Annotated in this window: 10 protein-coding genes and 1 pseudogene; 9 read left to right on the top strand and 2 right to left on the bottom strand. The window is 72.8% G+C overall.

Annotation, left to right across the window (positions count from 1 at the left end):
- Positions 1-29: 29 nt before the first annotated feature.
- A complete protein-coding gene (locus tag BJY18_RS08035) occupies positions 30-776 on the bottom strand; it encodes a zf-HC2 domain-containing protein (protein WP_184779020.1) in 747 nt (248 codons plus the stop codon).
- A 100-nt stretch (positions 777-876) separates the two neighbouring features.
- Here BJY18_RS08035 and BJY18_RS08030 point away from each other — a divergent pair, with 100 nt between their 5' ends.
- The 7 genes from BJY18_RS08030 (at position 877) to BJY18_RS08000 (ending at position 7,533) form a co-directional block, all read left to right on the top strand.
- Positions 877-1,446 carry a sigma-70 family RNA polymerase sigma factor gene (locus BJY18_RS08030; protein WP_184779018.1) on the top strand — a complete coding sequence of 190 codons (570 nt, stop codon included), beginning with the start codon at positions 877-879 and terminating at the stop codon, positions 1,444-1,446.
- A 161-nt stretch (positions 1,447-1,607) separates the two neighbouring features.
- Positions 1,608-2,381: a 2,3-dihydro-2,3-dihydroxybenzoate dehydrogenase gene (locus tag BJY18_RS08025; RefSeq protein ID WP_312873787.1), complete on the top strand. Its 774-nt coding sequence runs from the start codon at positions 1,608-1,610 to the stop codon at positions 2,379-2,381.
- Between the two features lie 376 nt (positions 2,382-2,757).
- A complete protein-coding gene (locus BJY18_RS08020; protein ID WP_312873786.1) occupies positions 2,758-3,954 on the top strand; it encodes an isochorismate synthase in 1,197 nt (398 codons plus the stop codon).
- Positions 3,951-5,570: a (2,3-dihydroxybenzoyl)adenylate synthase gene (locus tag BJY18_RS08015; protein WP_184779016.1), complete on the top strand. Its 1,620-nt coding sequence runs from the start codon at positions 3,951-3,953 to the stop codon at positions 5,568-5,570. The genes BJY18_RS08020 and BJY18_RS08015 overlap by 4 nt, the downstream gene beginning before the upstream one ends.
- A 3-nt stretch (positions 5,571-5,573) precedes the next feature.
- Entirely contained in the window at positions 5,574-6,239 is a 666-nt protein-coding gene (locus BJY18_RS08010; protein WP_184779014.1) for an isochorismatase family protein, read from the top strand.
- A complete protein-coding gene (locus BJY18_RS08005) occupies positions 6,236-6,472 on the top strand; it encodes a phosphopantetheine-binding protein (protein ID WP_184779012.1) in 237 nt (78 codons plus the stop codon). Before BJY18_RS08010 ends, BJY18_RS08005 begins: the two co-directional genes overlap by 4 nt.
- On the top strand, positions 6,469-7,533 hold the full coding sequence (locus tag BJY18_RS08000; RefSeq protein ID WP_184779010.1) for a 3-deoxy-7-phosphoheptulonate synthase: 1,065 nt from the start codon (positions 6,469-6,471) through the stop codon (positions 7,531-7,533). The genes BJY18_RS08005 and BJY18_RS08000 overlap by 4 nt, the downstream gene beginning before the upstream one ends.
- A gap of 178 nt (positions 7,534-7,711) precedes the next feature.
- On the opposite strand, the gene BJY18_RS07995 is transcribed toward BJY18_RS08000, so the two are convergent.
- Positions 7,712-8,170 (bottom strand): OmpA family protein, encoded by a 459-nt coding sequence (locus BJY18_RS07995; RefSeq protein ID WP_184779008.1) that lies wholly within the window; start codon positions 8,168-8,170, stop codon positions 7,712-7,714.
- Between the two features lie 380 nt (positions 8,171-8,550).
- Between BJY18_RS07995 and BJY18_RS07990 the strand changes: the two are divergent.
- Together BJY18_RS07990 and BJY18_RS07985 are read left to right on the top strand one after the other, a co-directional pair.
- Positions 8,551-14,355: pseudogene (locus tag BJY18_RS07990) on the top strand (SDR family NAD(P)-dependent oxidoreductase); the annotation flags it as partial.
- On the top strand, positions 14,352-15,566 hold the full coding sequence (locus BJY18_RS07985) for a cytochrome P450 (protein ID WP_184779004.1): 1,215 nt from the start codon (positions 14,352-14,354) through the stop codon (positions 15,564-15,566). The pseudogene BJY18_RS07990 and the gene BJY18_RS07985, both read left to right, overlap by 4 nt.
- Positions 15,567-15,588 lie beyond the last annotated feature (22 nt).

Genomic DNA, 15,588 nt, shown 5'->3' with positions numbered 1-15,588 from the left:
CCGATGGTCCGACCACGCGCGGCGCCGGGTCAGGCCGCCCTGCGCCGTCCGGTGGGTCGTTCCGTGTCCCGGCCGTGCTTCCCGTGCGGACGGGCCAGTGCGAGGGCACCGTGGTACCGCACAGTGGTTTCCTCCCCGCTGTCCACGGCGTCGGCGAGGTCCGGGCCGGGGCGATGCCGCGCGCGGTGCTGCCGGTGCACGGCGAAGAGCAGCACCAGACCGACCACCAGGAAGGTGTGCGACAGCACCCGCGCGGCCGTGACGCGGTCGCCGAGGAGATCGCCGGTGGTGAGGACGGCCAGCACCACGACGAACCCGGTGATCATCGGCAGCAGACCGGACGCGGCGCGGGTGCGCAGCGCCGCCCACAGCAGGCCCACGCCCACCGCGAGGTTCCACGCCGCGCTCTCGTTGAGCAGATGCCCCTCCATGAACCCGCTGTGCGCGTCGTGCATCCCGGGGTCCATACCGAGCAGCTGTGCGAAAGCCAGCCCGCACTGCACCAGCCCGACCAGCGCCAGCGCGACCCGCAGCGCCCACTTCTCCCGCGGCGGGGCCGGCGTCTCCGCCATGATCCGCGCGGTCAGGTCGGGTACCGGTGGTGCCGCACGCACCAGCATCGATCGGCGCAGCGTCGCACTGCGCTCGTACCAGCTCCGGCACGCGGCACAGCTCGCCAGGTGGGCGTCGACCTGGTCCTCGGGCAGCGGCCCCGCCTCGCCGTCGAGCCGCGCCGACAGGGCTTCGCGGAAGATTTCACAGCTCACGTCTTCCATAGTCGCCCCGCGGCCCGCCGGAGTTCCGGGGCCCCCGCGGTTTGCCCAGCGCAGCCGCCCGCGCACCCGGCGCGGCCGGTGGTGTACTAGCGTGACAGGGGTGTCCACCGGCCGCGGCAACGACGACGAGCGGATCACCGCGCTCGCGCTCGCCGGTGGCCGCGGCGACCGCGTCGCGCTGGAACGCTGGGTCCTGGAGACCCAGGCGGACGTGTGGCGGTTCCTCGCCCACCGCACCAGCCCGGCCGAGGCCGACGACCTGACCCAGGAGACCTACCTGCGGGCGTTCGGGTCCCTGCCACGCTTCGCCGGCCGGTCCTCGTCGCGCACCTGGCTGCTCTCGATCGCCCGGCGGGTGGTCGTGGACCGGATCCGGGCCCGCTCGGCGCGCCCGCGCGAATCGGCCACCGCCGACTGGCAGCACGTCGCCGAGGAACAGTCCGCCCGCAGCCGGTCCGCCGGTTTCGAGGAGCTGGTCGAACTCGGTCTGCTGCTGGGCACCCTCGACGACGACCGGCGCGAAGCACTGGTGCTGACCCAGTTCCTCGGCCTGTCCTACGCCGAGGCGGCCGAGGTGTGCGGCTGCCCGGTCGGCACGGTCCGCTCGCGCGTCTCCCGCGCCCGCGAGGACCTGCTGCGCGCGCAGGAGGAAACCGACAGCGCGATGTAGCTCGCGTGCTGCTCCGCCGCGTCTGCTGTGTCGCTCGCTGGTCTCTTGTCTGGCGCGCTTGTGCGGACTTCCTCTCTTGAGCTGGTGGCAGGGATCACGACGCCCGCCATCCGCCTGAAGGTTAGGCTTGCCTAAACCATGACGGAGAGGCGGGAGGTGCGGTGGTCGCAGAGGTGGGGATCGACGGCCGGGTCGCGCTGGTCACCGGGGCCGCGCGCGGGATCGGCGCGGCGGTGGCGGCGGCGCTCGCGGAAGCCGGGGCGGTCGTCGCCGCGGTGGACGTCGACGAGGACGGGTTGCGCTCGGTCACCGAGGACGGGCGGATCACGCCGTTCGCGGCCGACGTGCGGGATCCCGCCGCGGTGGCCCGGGTGGTCGAGGACGTCGAGCAGCGGCTCGGGCCGATCGGTGTCGGAGTGTCGGTCGCCGGGATCCTGCGACCGGGCGCGGTGTGCGACACGAGCGACGAGGACTGGGCGGACACGTTCGCGGTCAACGCCACCGGCGTGTTCACGGTGCTGCGCGAGATGGCCCGCCGGATGCGCCCGCGGGGGAGCGGTTCCCTTGTCACGGTCGGTTCGAACGCCGCCGGCGTCCCCCGGTCGGGCATGGCCGCCTACGCCGCGTCGAAGGCGGCCGCCACCATGCTGTCCCGCTGTCTGGGGCTGGAGCTGGCCGGTTCGGGGGTCCGGTGCAACATCGTGTCGCCCGGTTCCACCGACACCGCCATGCAACGTCTGTTGTGGACAGACGAAAACGGTCCCGCGCAGGTGATCGCGGGCAACCCGGAGCAGTTCCGCGCCGGCATCCCGCTCGGCCGGATCGCCGACCCGGCCGACATCGCCGACGCCGTGCTGTTCCTGGCCTCCGATCGGGCCCGCCACATCACCATGCAAAACCTCTACGTCGACGGCGGCGCCACCCTGCGCGCATGAGTCCCGGCACACCGGGGAATCCGTGGCCGGATGTGCGACGGCGTCCGAAATGGGCGGCGAGTGGCGTGGTGACGATGGCCGGACCCGGGACGAGTGGCGTAGCGATGGCGTCGGGATGCGAGGCCGGGCACGGGACGGCGTCCGAATGCGGGCCGGCACCGGCGCCGCGTGCCCTCGATGGCCGGAATCCGTCCGGACGGCGTTCGGTTCGCCGCGGGCCCGGCGTGAGATCGCTGACGCGTTCGGCGGGTTTTCCTTTCGCCTTCGTCACGTTAAGGTGGATTAGGTTAGGCTAACCGAAGGTCTGGCCGACAAGTCCAACAGGCGCCGCGGGGCGGGTGACCCGGTCGCCGGCGCGTTCGGAAAGGGAACACACGTGCCCTCACCTGTTCGGGTTCGTCCGCGGTCGGTGCACGGCGCGGCTGATGTGCTGGCCGCGTACCTGCCGGGGTCCTTCTACTACTCGTCTCCCCGGGGCGCGCTGCTCGCGGACGGGGTGCGCACGCGGGTCCGCACCGGTGCCGCCGGTCGTGGGGAAGCGGCGGCGGAGGCGCTCGACGAAGCCGTGCTCGCCGGAGCCGAGGACCCGATCGTGGTGGGGGCGATCGGGTTCCGGCCTGACGCACCCGCCTCGTTGGTCGTCCCTGCGGTGGTGCGGTGGGCCGGCGCGCCCGGGACGGACGGCCCGCGGGGCGGGGAAGAACCCGTCGCCGGCGGAGGCTGGTCGGTCGTGCCGAGGCCGGCGCCAGAGGTCTACACCACCGGGGTCCGCCGTGCGCTGGAGCTGATCGGTGACGGCGCGCTGCGCAAGGTCGTGCTCGCCCGGTCGCTCGAACTCACCGCCGCGGAGCCGGTTTCCGTACCCCGGCTGCTGACCCGGCTCGTGCGGGCGGACCCGGCCGCGCACGCGTTCGCCGCAGACGTCACCGGGGACGGCGACGACGCGCCGCGCACCCTGGTGGGCGCGAGCCCGGAGCTGCTGGTTTCCCGCCGCGGTCAGGTGGTGAGCGCCAACCCGCTGGCAGGCTCCCGTCCGCGTGCCGGTGACGCGGTCGAGGACGAGCGCCGGATCGCCGAGCTGCTCGCGTCCGGAAAGGACCGTGCCGAACACGCGCACGTGGTCGCTCAGGTCGCCGAAGTGCTGGGCCGGTTCTGCACGGACCTCGAGGTGCCCGCCGAACCGGAGGTGATCGGCACGCCGACGATGTGGCATCTGTCCACCCGTGTCACCGGACGGACCGGTGCCGGCGGGCCGTCCGCCCTCGCGCTGGCCGAGGCGCTGCACCCGACACCCGCGGTCTGCGGAGTCCCGGCGCCGCTCGCGCGGGACACGATCGCCCGCCTCGAACCGGAGGACCGGGGCTATTACTCGGGTCTCGTCGGCTGGACCGGCGCGGACGGCGACGGCGAGTGGGTCGTGACCATCCGGTGCGCGGAGGTCAGCGGTCGCGGGGTGCGGCTGTTCGCCGGTGCCGGGGTGGTCGAGGGTTCCGACCCCGAAGCCGAGCTGGCCGAGACGAGCGCGAAGTTCCGGACGCTGCTTCGTGCGCTCGACGCGGAGGAAGCAGCGTGAAGGACCACACTCCCTGGCCGTCCGAGACGGCCGCGCGGTATCGCGCCTGGGGCTATTGGCGGGGACAGACTTTCGGCGCGCTGCTCACTTCGGTCACCGAGGCTCACGCCGGACGCACCGCGGTGGTGGGCGAGCACGAGCGCTGGACGTTCGCCGGTCTCGACGAGCGTGCGCATCGGATCGCAGCCGGCCTCATCGAGGCCGGAATCCGTTCCGGGGAACGGGTTGTCGTGCAGTTGCCGAACATTCCGGAGTTTCTGTCCGTGGTGTTCGGGCTGTGGCGGGCCGGGGTACTGCCGGTGTTCGCGCTGCCCGCCCACCGGCACAGCGAGCTGCGGCATTTCGCGAGCCAGAGCGAAGCTTCGGCGATCATCACCGTCGAGGAGCACGGCGGACACGGGTACGCGGGGGTCGCTCGCGCGGTGGCGCGAGACGTCGAATCGGTGCGTGCGGTGTTCGCGGTGGGTACGGAGGAATTCACGCAGCTGGCGTCGGCGGCGCCTCGCGAGCTGCCCGACCCCGATCCGGCGGGCGTCGCTTTCCTGCAACTGTCCGGCGGTAGCACCGGTCTGCCGAAACTGATTCCGCGTACCCACGACGATTATCTCTACAGCGTAAGGGAAAGTGCCCGGATCTGTGCGCTACGGCCGGAGAGCGTGTACCTCGCGGCGCTGCCGGTTGCGCACAACTTCCCGCTCAGTTCGCCGGGGGTGCTCGGCGCGGTGCACGCGGGCGCGGCCACCGTGCTGGCGCCGCGTCCGGACGCCGACACCGCGTTCCGGCTGATCGAGGCCGAGCGGGTCACGATCAGTGGGGTGGTGCCGCCGCTGGCCGCGGCCTGGGTGCAGGCGGCCGCCCGCACCACCCATGATCTGTCCTCTGTGGACGTTCTGCTGGTCGGCGGGGCGAAGTGCGGCCGGGAGCTGGCCGAACGCATCGGGCCGGCGCTCGGCTGCCGGCTGCAGCAGGTGTTCGGCATGGCCGAGGGCTTGGTCTGCTACACGCGGCTGGACGATCCGGCCGAGCTCGTGCTCGGTACCCAGGGCCGCCCCATCTCGCCGGACGACGAGGTTCGCGTGGTGAATCCGGACGATCCGCGGGCGGGCTCGTCGGACGAAGTCTCGCCGGGCGAGGTCGGTGCGTTGCTGACCCGCGGTCCGTACACGATCCGCGGCTATTATCGCGCGGACGATCACAACGCCACCGCGTTCACCCCGGACGGCTTCTACCGCACCGGGGATCTGGTGCGGCGCCGGCAGTCCGGCCACCTCGAGGTCGTCGGGCGGGCGAAGGAGCAGATCAACCGCGGTGGCGAGAAGGTCGCCGCGGAAGAGGTGGAGAACCATCTGATGGCGCACGCCGGCGTCCTGGACGCGGCCGTGGTCGCGGTACCCGACGAATATCTGGGCGAGCGCACGTGCGCCTACGTCGTGCCGGTCGAGGGCGCGGCACCGACCGCCGCCCAGTTGCGCCGGTTCGTGCGCGAACGCGGGGTGGCCGCGTTCAAGGTGCCCGATCTGGTGCAGGTGGTCGAGCAGTTCCCGGCCACCGGCGTCGGCAAGACCAGCAAACGTGAACTGCGGGCGGCGCTGACCGCCCTGGCGAAGGAGAGGTGAGGCGTGTCCCTGCCGAAGATCCGGCCGTACCCGTTGCCCGGTACCGGAGAACTGCCCGCCGGGCGGGTGGGCTGGCAGCCCGACCCGGCGCGGCTGGCGCTGCTCGTGCACGACGTGCAGCGGTACTTCCTCGCGCCTTACGCGGGCGCTCCGATCCCGGAAATGGTGGCCAACATCGCCGCGCTCACCGAGGCGGCGCGGACCGCGGGGGTGCCGGTGTTCTACACCGCGCAGCCGGGACGTCAGGCCGTCGCCGATCGTGGCCTGCTCACCGAATTCTGGGGCGAGGGCATCGGCGCGGTGATCGACGACGACCCGGCGGCCGCGGACGTGGTCCCCGAGCTGACGCCGCAGCCGGGCGACACCGTGCTCACCAAATGGCGCTACAGCGCTTTCCAGCGCAGCACTTTCCGGGAGCAGCTGGCTTCGGCGGGCCGTGACCAGCTGCTGATCACCGGCGTGTACGCGCACATCGGCTGCCAGGCCACCGCGGTCGAGGCGTTCATGCGCGACATCCGGCCGTTCTTCGTGGCCGACGCGGTCGCGGACTTCGACCGGGCGCGGCACGACCAGGCGTGCGAGTACGTCGCGCAGCGCTGCGGAGTCGTCACCACCGCTGCCGGGGCACTGGCCGCGCTGGCGCCGGTCGCCGCGGGAGCGACCCGATGAGCGGGCTGAGCGCCGACCAGGTCCGCGCGGATCTCGCCGAACTGCTCGACTGCGAACCCGGCGAGCTGACCCCGGACACCGACCTGACCGATCTGGGACTCGACTCGATGCGCATCATGGGGCTGGTCGAGAAGTGGCGCGCGGCGGGTGCACAGCGGCTCGAATTCGCCGATCTGGCCGAGGATCCGCGCCTGTGCCGGTGGACGAGGCTGCTCGCCGGCGAGCCGGAGTGAGCCGCGCGGCCGCGTTCGTCCGGCGCCCGGGTGAGCAGCATCCACCGGACGCGCTGCCCAGCCCGGCCGAGGTGACCGGCGGCCGGTCCCCGGACGTCGGCGGGCACCGGGAGACGGTCGCCGCCGTGCTCGGCCGGCGGGACCCGCGGCTGCTGGTCGTGGTGGGGCCGTGCTCGGTGCACGATCCGGCGGCAGCGCTGGAGTACGCCGGGTTGCTCGCCGGCGCGGCCGCCCGGTTCGCCGACGATCTCGTGGTGGTGCTGCGCGCGTACCTGGAGAAGCCGCGCACCGTCACCGGCTGGACCGGGCTGCTGCCCGACCCGACGCTGGACGGCAAGGGTGACCTGGCGGCCGGGTTGCGGCTGGGGCGGCAGTTCCTGATGGCCGCTGCGGCGACCGGGCTGCCACTGGCCTACGAGTTCGTGGACCCGGTGCTCGCGCCGTACGTCGCGGACACGGTGAGCTGGGCCGCGATCGGCGCGCGGACCGTCGCGAGCCAGCCGCACCGGCAGCTGGCGTCGTGGCTGCCGATGCCGGTGGGGATGAAGAACTGCGTGTCCGGGCGGATTTCCCCGGCGGTGGAGGCGATCCGCGCCGCCGGGCAGGCGCACGCGTTCCCCGGGCTCGGCGCCGACGGCCGGATGAGAACGCTGCGCAGCACCGGGAACCCCGATGCGCACCTGGTCCTGCGCGGTGGTCCGGCACCGAACCATGACGCCGGTTCGGTCGCGGCCGCACTCGGCGAGCTGACCGAAGCCGGCCTGCCGCGCCGCGTCGTGGTCGACGCCTCCCACGGCAACAGCGGCAAGGACCACAACCGCCAGCCCGTCGTGGTGGCAGACCTCGCCGCGCAACTCCGTGCGGGCACGGACGCTCTGGCGGGCGTCATGCTCGAGTCCTACCTGGCCGACGGTCGCCAGGACCCGTCCGCGCTACCCGCGAACCCGGCCCTGAGCCGCACGGACGCCTGCCTCGGCTGGTCCCGCACGGTGCCGCTGCTGGAAGAACTGGCCAGGGCGAACAGCCGGCGCGGGAAGGTCAGAAGTAGCGTTTCCCGCTGAGCGCGAGCGTGGCCGGCCGCCCGCACCGGAGTTCACACTCGCGTGCTTCGGCTGGACGGCGGTCGGTCACGTCCGCCGATTCGGTACGGGAGTGCTCACTGTCCGATGTGGACGGGCAGCGTCCGAACGATCGGCTGGATGAGTCCACTTCGGACGCGGGCGTACCGGCCGCGCCGGTTCAGCTCGTGGCGCTGAACTGGGTGGCCAGCGCCTGCGATCCTTGGGCCTTTTCGTTGCCCTTCGGGTCGGTTTCGATGCGGTCCTTGGTCACGCCGGCCTGTTCGAGTTCGGTCGAGATGGCCTGGGCTCGCTGCTGCGACAGGGTTTTCGACATGTCCGCGTTCGCGTAGCCGCCGTGGGTCTCGACCTTCAGCCTGACCGGATTGCCCTGCATGGCTTTCGCGATCGTGGCGAGGGTCTGCTTGCTCTGGTCGGTGAGGTCGGCCTTCTCCAGGCTGAACGTCACCGGCGAGCTCTGCGTCGCCTGCTGGATGGCCGAGTCCACCTGCTGGACCGCCTGGTCACCCGCCTTCTGCTGGCCGGCGCCGGCGCCGTCGGAGGAATCCGATCCGCAGCCGGTCGCGACCGCGGCCACCAATGCCGCACCCGCCACCGCCTGGATCCTGGTCCGGTTCATGAGCTCTCACCTTCCCTTGGCTGTGTTCCGGGGGTGTGCCTCCGGATCGGAACACGGCCCGGGCACGGGGGCAAATCGGCACCGCACTGTGTGCGGTATCGGTGAAGAAGTCACCGAATGCAGGCCCGAGCAGGGGTTGACTCGGGACACGGAGTGATGACCGGGCAGTGGTACCGGAGAAAAGGTCCACCCGGATGAGGGAAGTCGCCGGGCGACGGCACGACTATCCACTGTGGACCGGGCCGAAACTGTACAACGACCTGTACGGCGTCGCTGCGGATCCGGTTCCGGGGTGCGGTAGGGGGTGGCACGGACCCACCCCGCGCGTAGCGTCGAGCAGGTCACGCCGCACTTCTAGCCCTGGGGGGCCGTTGAGCGAGTCCGAACGCAGTCTGGTCGCCGCCCTGCGGGCGTCGTTGAAGGAGAACCAGCGGCTCAAGGACAAGAACCGGCGGCACACCGGCGCGCCGGTCGCCGAGCCGATCGCGATCGTCGGCGCGGGCTGCCGGTTGCCCGGGGACATCGCCGCGCCCGAACAGCTGTGGCGGTTCCTCACCGACGGCGGTGACGCGGTCGGCGCGTTCCCGGACGACCGCGGCTGGGACACCGCCCGGCTTCACGATCCCTCCGGTACCCGGCCGGGGTCGATTTCGGTGTGCGAGGGCGGTTTCCTCACCGGTGCGGCCGAGTTCGACGCCGGGCTCTTCGGGATCAGCCCCCGCGAAGCCGTGCTGATGGACCCGCAGCTGCGGCTGCTGCTGGAGACCGGCTGGGAAGCGCTGGAACGGGCCGGGATCCCGCCGCGCTCGCTGGGCGGCAGCCGGACCGGAGTGTTCACCGGGGTGATGTACCACGACTACCCGGGCAGCTTCGCCGCGTCCGGCATGGCGTCCGGCCGGGTGGCCTACTCGTTCGGCTTCCAGGGCCCGGCGATCACCGTCGACACCGCCTGCTCCTCGTCGCTGGTGACGGTGCACCTGGCGGTCCAGGCGCTGCGGGCCGGGGAGTGCGACCTCGCGCTCGCGGGCGGGGCGACGGTGATGTCCAGCCCGCGGACCTTCGTCGAGTTCAGCCGGGACGGCACGTTGTCCCGGGGAGCGCGCTGCCGGAGCTTCGCCGAATCGGCCGACGGCACCGCGTGGTCCGAGGGTTGCGTGACGCTGACGTTGCAACGGCTTTCCGACGCCCGCAAGTCCGGTCGCCCGGTGCTCGCCGTGATCCGGGGCAGTGCGGTGAACTCCGACGGCGCGTCCAACGGCATCACCGCGCCGAACGGCCCGGCGCAACGCCGGGTGATCCGCCAGGCCTTGGCCGACGCGCGGCTGTCTCCGGAACAGATCGACGTCGTCGAGGCACACGGCACGGCGACGCCGCTCGGCGATCCCATCGAGGCGCAGGCGCTGCTGGCCACCTACGGCGCCGACCGCGACGGCGGGCCGCCGCTGTGGCTCGGCTCGCTGAAGTCGAATCTCGGGCACTCGCAGGCCGCGTCGGGCGCGGCCGGCCTGCTGAAGCTGGTTTTGGCGCTGCAGCACGAACTTCTGCCGAAGACCTTGCATGTCGACGCGCCCAGCAGCCGCGTCGACTGGTCCGCGGGCGAGGTCGAACTGCTCACCGAGGCGGTGCCGTGGCCGCGTGGGCCGCGGCCGCGCCGGGGCGCGGTCTCCAGCTTCGGGCTGAGCGGGACGAACGTCCACGTCGTGGTCGAGGAAGCTCCCGCCGCCGAGACCGCCGAGACCGCCGAGACCGCCAGGGCCGCCGAGGGCGCCGAGGCCGCCGCGAGCGCAGCCGAGCAGGTGGCGGTGCCGGTGCCGCTCAGCGGGCACAGTCCCGCGGCGCTGCGGGCGCAGGCGCAGCGGCTGGCGACGCGGCTTCGCGACGACCCGGAGCTGCGCCCGGCGGACGTGGCCCGCACCCTCGCGACCGGCCGCACGCATCTGGAACACCGCGCGGTGGCCGTCGCCCGGGACCGGGAGGCGCTGCTGACCCGGCTGGTCGACGTGCCCGCGCGGGCCGCCCGGGACGAGGGGGCGCTCGCGTTCCTCTTCTCCGGTGCGGGCTCGTACCGGACCGGGATGGGGGAGGAGCTGGCCGCGGCGTATCCGGTGTTCGCCGAGGCGTACGCCGACGTGTGTGCCGAACTGGACCGGCATCTGGACCGTCCCCTGCGCGAGGCGATCGGGGATCCGGGCGCGCTCGCCGAGTTCCGGTACGGGCAGGCCGCTCTCTTCGCGATCGAGGTCGCGCTGTTCCGCCTGGCCGCGTCGTGGCAGCTGGTCCCGGACGTCCTGTGTGGACACTCGGGCGGGGAACTGGCGGCGGCGCACTGCGCGGGGGTGCTCTCCCTGACGGACGCGGCGGAGCTCGTCGTCACGCGGGCCACGCTGATGCAGGCGCAGCCGGCGGGGGCGATGGTGGCCGTCGAGGCGGATCCGCGGGAACTCGACGGGGAACCGGTCGATGTCGCCGCGGTCAACGGTGCGCGCTCGGTCGTCGTCTCGGGCGAGGAGACGGTGGTGCTGGAGGTTGCCGGCCGGTTCTCCGCGGCGGGCCGCCGGACCACACGGCTGCCGCTCGAAGTCGCCTGTCATTCGCGGTTGCTGGACCCGGTGCTGGAACCGTTCCGGGCGATCGCGGACCGATTCTCCTACGCGACGCCCCAAGCGACGATGGTGTCCACAGTGACCGGCGAACCGGTCGAAGTCGTTGACGCGGACCACTGGGTGCGCAACATCCGTGGCACGGTCCGGTTCGCCGACGCAGTCCGCACACTGGAAAGCCAAGGCGTCAGCCGGTTTCTCGAACTCGGTGCAGACGGACCGCTGACCGCGCTGCTGCCCGACGCGCCGGTGGCGGTCGCGGCTCTGCGCCGGGGTGTGCCCGAGGACATCGCCATCGCCGAAGCGGCCGGCGAGCTGCATGCGCACGGGGTGCCCCTGGATTGGGACGCAGTCCTCGCGCCGCGTGGCGGGAAAATCGTCGACCTGCCGACCTACGCGTTCCAGGGTGTGCACTACTGGCTGTCCACTGCGGACGAACCCGGCGAGGTGTCCTCGACCGGTCTCGAACCGGCCGGGCACCCGCTGCTGGGCGTCGCGATCCCGTTCGCCGAGGGTGACGGATTCCTTTTGCACGGCCGTATTTCGACGGCCACGCAGGCGTGGCTGTCCGGACACGTGGTCGGCGGCTCCGTGCTCCTGCCGGGCACCGCCTTCCTGGAGCTGGCCCTGCGAGCCGGCGAGGAGGCCGGCGACCTGCGGGTAGGGGAGCTGACGGTGCGCGCCCCGCTACCGGTCGGCGCCGAGGGCGTCCGCGTGCAGGTCCGGGTCGGTTCCTCCGACGATGCCGGGGTACGTGCGCTCAGCATCCATGCGCAGACCGGCGACGGACCGTGGGTCCGCCACGCGGACGGCACGCTGGCTCCCGCTGGTCCGCCGCCCGCCGCGCTGATCTCGTGGCCGCCGGCCGGGGCGGTGGAGGCCGACCTCGACGGAACGTATGACATCCTCGCCGAGCGCGGCGTCGTGTACGGGCCGTGGTTCCGAGGCCTGAAAAAGGCCTGGCGCCACGGGGACGAGGTGTTCGCCGAGGTCGCGCTGCCGGAATCCGCGGTGCTGGACGCCGCGGCGTTCGGCGTGCACCCGGCGCTCGCCGACTCGGCACTGCACGCCATCGGCCTCAGTCCGACGGCGAGCGAGGAAACCCTGCTGCCGTACTCGTGGTCCGAAGTGACCCTGTGGACGAAAGGCGTTTCGGAACTTCGCGTCCGCGTGAAGCCGCTCGGGGACACGACAGCGGAACTGTCGTTTTTCGACTCCGCGGGGTTGCCCGTGGCGACGGTGGGTGCCCTCACTCTGCGACCGGCAGGGCACGCGGTAGGGGTGGCTCCGCGGCAGGGACGGCTACTGCGTCCTGAGTGGACAGAGGTGACGCTGCCCGAGGCGCGAGCCGCCGCACGTACTCTGGTGGTCTCGCCCGGCGCTGATGCCGCCGGAGCGCGCCGCGAGATCCAGCGGCTGCTCACCGCGTTGCGCGACGAACTCACGCGGGACGAGCGGATCGTGGTGGTCACCCGGTACGCGGCCGGGAGGCCGGGCGAACCGGTGGACCTGGCCGGAGCGGCCGTCGCCGGGCTGGCCCGGTCCGCGCAGACCGAGCACCCGGGCCGGATCGTGCACCTGGACACCGACGAGCAGCCGGACGACGATCTGCTCGCCGCGGTGGCGGCCGCCGGCGAACCCGCGATCCTGCTGCGCGACAAGGGTTACCTCGCTCCGCGACTGGCCGGGGTCATCCCGGCGCCCGCCGGGGGACCGGACTGGGGCGAGGACGCGGTCCTCATCACCGGTGGTACCGGCAGGCTGGGCCGGCTGGTGGCCGAGCACCTGGTCCGCCACCACGGCGTGCGCCGGCTGGTACTGGTGAGCCGGAGCGGACGCGGTGGCGACGACCTGGTCACCGCGCTGATGGAACTCGGCGCACAGGCGGAGGTGGCGGTCTGCGACCTCGCCGACCGCTCCGCGGTCGCGGCGTTGCTGGCCGCGCACCCGGTCGGTGCGATCGTCCACGCGGCCGGCGCACTCGCCGACGGGGTGCTCACCGCACTGACTCCGGACCAGGTCGACACCGTGTTCGAGGCCAAGGCGACCGCCGCCTGGAACCTGCACGAGCTGGCCGGCGACGTCCGCGCGTTCGTGCTGTTCTCCTCGGCGGCCGGTGTCCTCGGCGCCCCGGGACAGGCGAACTACGCGGCGGCGAACGCGTTCCTCGACGCGCTGGCCCGGCACCGCCGCACCCTCGGCCTCCCGGCGCAGTCACTGGCCTGGGGATCGTGGGACTCCGCCGAACGCACCGGCGGCCTCACCGCGGAGGCCGGCCTGGCGTTGTTCGACGCGGCACTGACCGACCCGGCACCGGTGCTGGCGGCGCTGCGGCTCGACACCTGGAGTACCGGAGACGACGTCCCCACCCTGCTTCGCGGGCACGTGCGGGTGGCCCGGCGATCCGCCGGTTCCCCGGCCGCGCGGTGGCACGGCGCGGCACCGGCCGAGCGCCGGGACCGGTTGCGTGAACTGGTCGGGGCACAAGTGGCCGCGGTGCTGGGACACAGCGAGACCGTGCCGCCCGATCGCGCCCTGCCCGGACTCGGCTTCGACTCACTGACCGCGGTGCAGCTGCGCAACCGGCTCGCCGAGTCGACCGGGCTCACTCTCAGTTCGTCGCTGGTGTTCGACCACCCCACCGTCGCGGAACTGGCCGACTTTCTCGACGGCTCCTTGGCGCAGCACCCGCAGCCGGCGGAGGTGACGAATTCGGTCGAGGCCGTGGGCCCGCCCGATCCGGTGGCGCAGCTGTTCGCCGAAGCCGTGGCGACCGGACGGGTGCCGGAAGGGATCGCACTGCTCGGTGCCGCCGCCCACCTGCGGCCTTCCTTCCGGACAGCGCCTTCGGGGCACCGGCCGATCCGGCTCGCCGACGGACCGCGCCGTCCGGCCCTGCTGTGCGTGCCGTCGCCCGCCGCGATGACCGGAGCCGTCCAGTACGGACGGCTGGCCGCGCAGTTCCAGGGACAGCGCAGGTTCGAGGTGCTGCCGCTGCCCGGGTTCACGCCGGACGGGCCGTTGCCGGCCGACCTGGACACGCTCGTCGCCTTCCTGGCCGGGCACGCGCGGGAGGCCGCGGGTGCCGAACCCTTCGCGCTGCTCGGGTACTCGGCGGGCGGGCTGCTGGCCGAGGTGGTGGCGGCCGCACTGGAACACACCGGAGACGGCCCGGCCGGTCTGTGCCTGCTCGACACCTACGAGGTGGGTGGCCCGACCGAAACCGCCGTGCACGGCCTGGCCGCGGAGATCCTCGGCCGGGACGAGGGGGACGGGTTCGACCGCGCGCAGCTGACCGCGATGGGCCGCTATCTCGGCTTGCTCGCCGACGTGGCGCCACCGGCGGTCCGTGCTCCCACGGTGCTGGTGCGGGCCGCACGCAGCTTCGGGACAGCCGCGGGCGCGCAGTGGCAGACCACGTGGTCGCGCGCGGACCACATCGAAACCGTGCCGGGAGACCATTTCAGCCTTGTCGCCGAGGACGCGGGCAGTACCGCCTCCGCGGTCACCGCCTGGCTGGACTCCACCGCAGCTGTGACCGATCCGACCGTGGAAACCGTTACCGGTGTTGGGAGTTCGTCGTGACCAGTGGAGTGTGCCCGTACCCGTTCGAACCGGCGGGACTCGCCGTCGACGCCCGGTACGCCGGGATGCGCGAGGAAGGACTGAGCCGGGTACGGCTGCCCTACGGGGGCGAAGCCTGGGTGGTGACCCGGTACGAGGACGTGCGGTCGGTGCTGTGCGACCGGCGGCTGATGCGCAGCCTCACCGTCGGCAAGGACGTGCCGCGTGGCACCGAGTCGATCGAGAGCGAAAGCTCCATCATCACCATGGACCCGCCGATGCACTCGCGGCTGCGGCGGCTCGTCGCCACGGCGTTCACCCCGAAACGCGTCGAGACCCTGCGGCCGCGGATCCAACAGCTCACCGACGGCCTGATCGACCGGATGATCGACCAGGGCCCGCCGGTGGACCTGGTGCACGCGTTCTCGATCCCGCTGCCCATCACCGCGCTGTGCGAACTGCTCGGCGTTCCCGGGGAAGACCACGCGAAGGTGCACGCCTGGACCGACACGATGACGATGATCAGCGGGGACGGCTCCGACCACGCGTCGATCATGAACGCCCAGCAGTCGTTGTGGGGCTACATCGCCGGACTGGTGGCGCAGCGCCGCGAGACCCCCACCGACGACCTGATCGGCGCGCTGGTGCGGGCACGCGACGACGAGGGCCGGCTCACCGAGGGCGAGCTGATCGACCTGTCCGGCGGGATCCTCGCGGTCGGCCACGAAACCACCGCGAACCACATCTCCAACCTGCTCTACACCCTGCTGACGCATCCGGACCAGCTCGCCCGGCTGCGGGACGATCCTGGGCTGCTGCCCTCGGCGATCGAGGAACTGCTGCGTTTCGTGCCGCTCGGCGCGAGCACGGGCTTCGCGCACATCGCGAACGAGGACGTGGAAATCGCCGGTCGGCTCGTCCGCGCCGGCGAGGCGGTGTTCGCCGATCTGGAAGGTGCCAACCGGGACGCGGCAGTGTTCGAGCGCCCCGAGGAACTGGACCTGGCCCGCCCGCGCAACCACCACGTCGGCTTCGGGCACGGCCCGCACCACTGCCTCGGCGCTCAGATGGCACGGGCGGAGCTGCAGATCGCACTCGGTACTCTGCTCACCCGCTTCCCCGACCTGGAACTCGCGATGGACGCGGCCGAAGTGCCCTGGCAGCGCGGCAACCGTCAGCGCGGTCCGGCCTGCCTGCCGCTGTCCTGGAAGACGGCGTTGCCCGCACAGTGACGCCCGGCGGGTTCTCCGGAGG

It is taken from the genome of Amycolatopsis jiangsuensis, from assembly GCF_014204865.1.
GTDB lineage: Bacteria > Actinomycetota > Actinomycetes > Mycobacteriales > Pseudonocardiaceae > Amycolatopsis > Amycolatopsis jiangsuensis.
The sequence above is the reverse complement of the archived record's forward strand: the minus strand, read 5'-3'. Positions and strand labels throughout refer to the sequence as shown.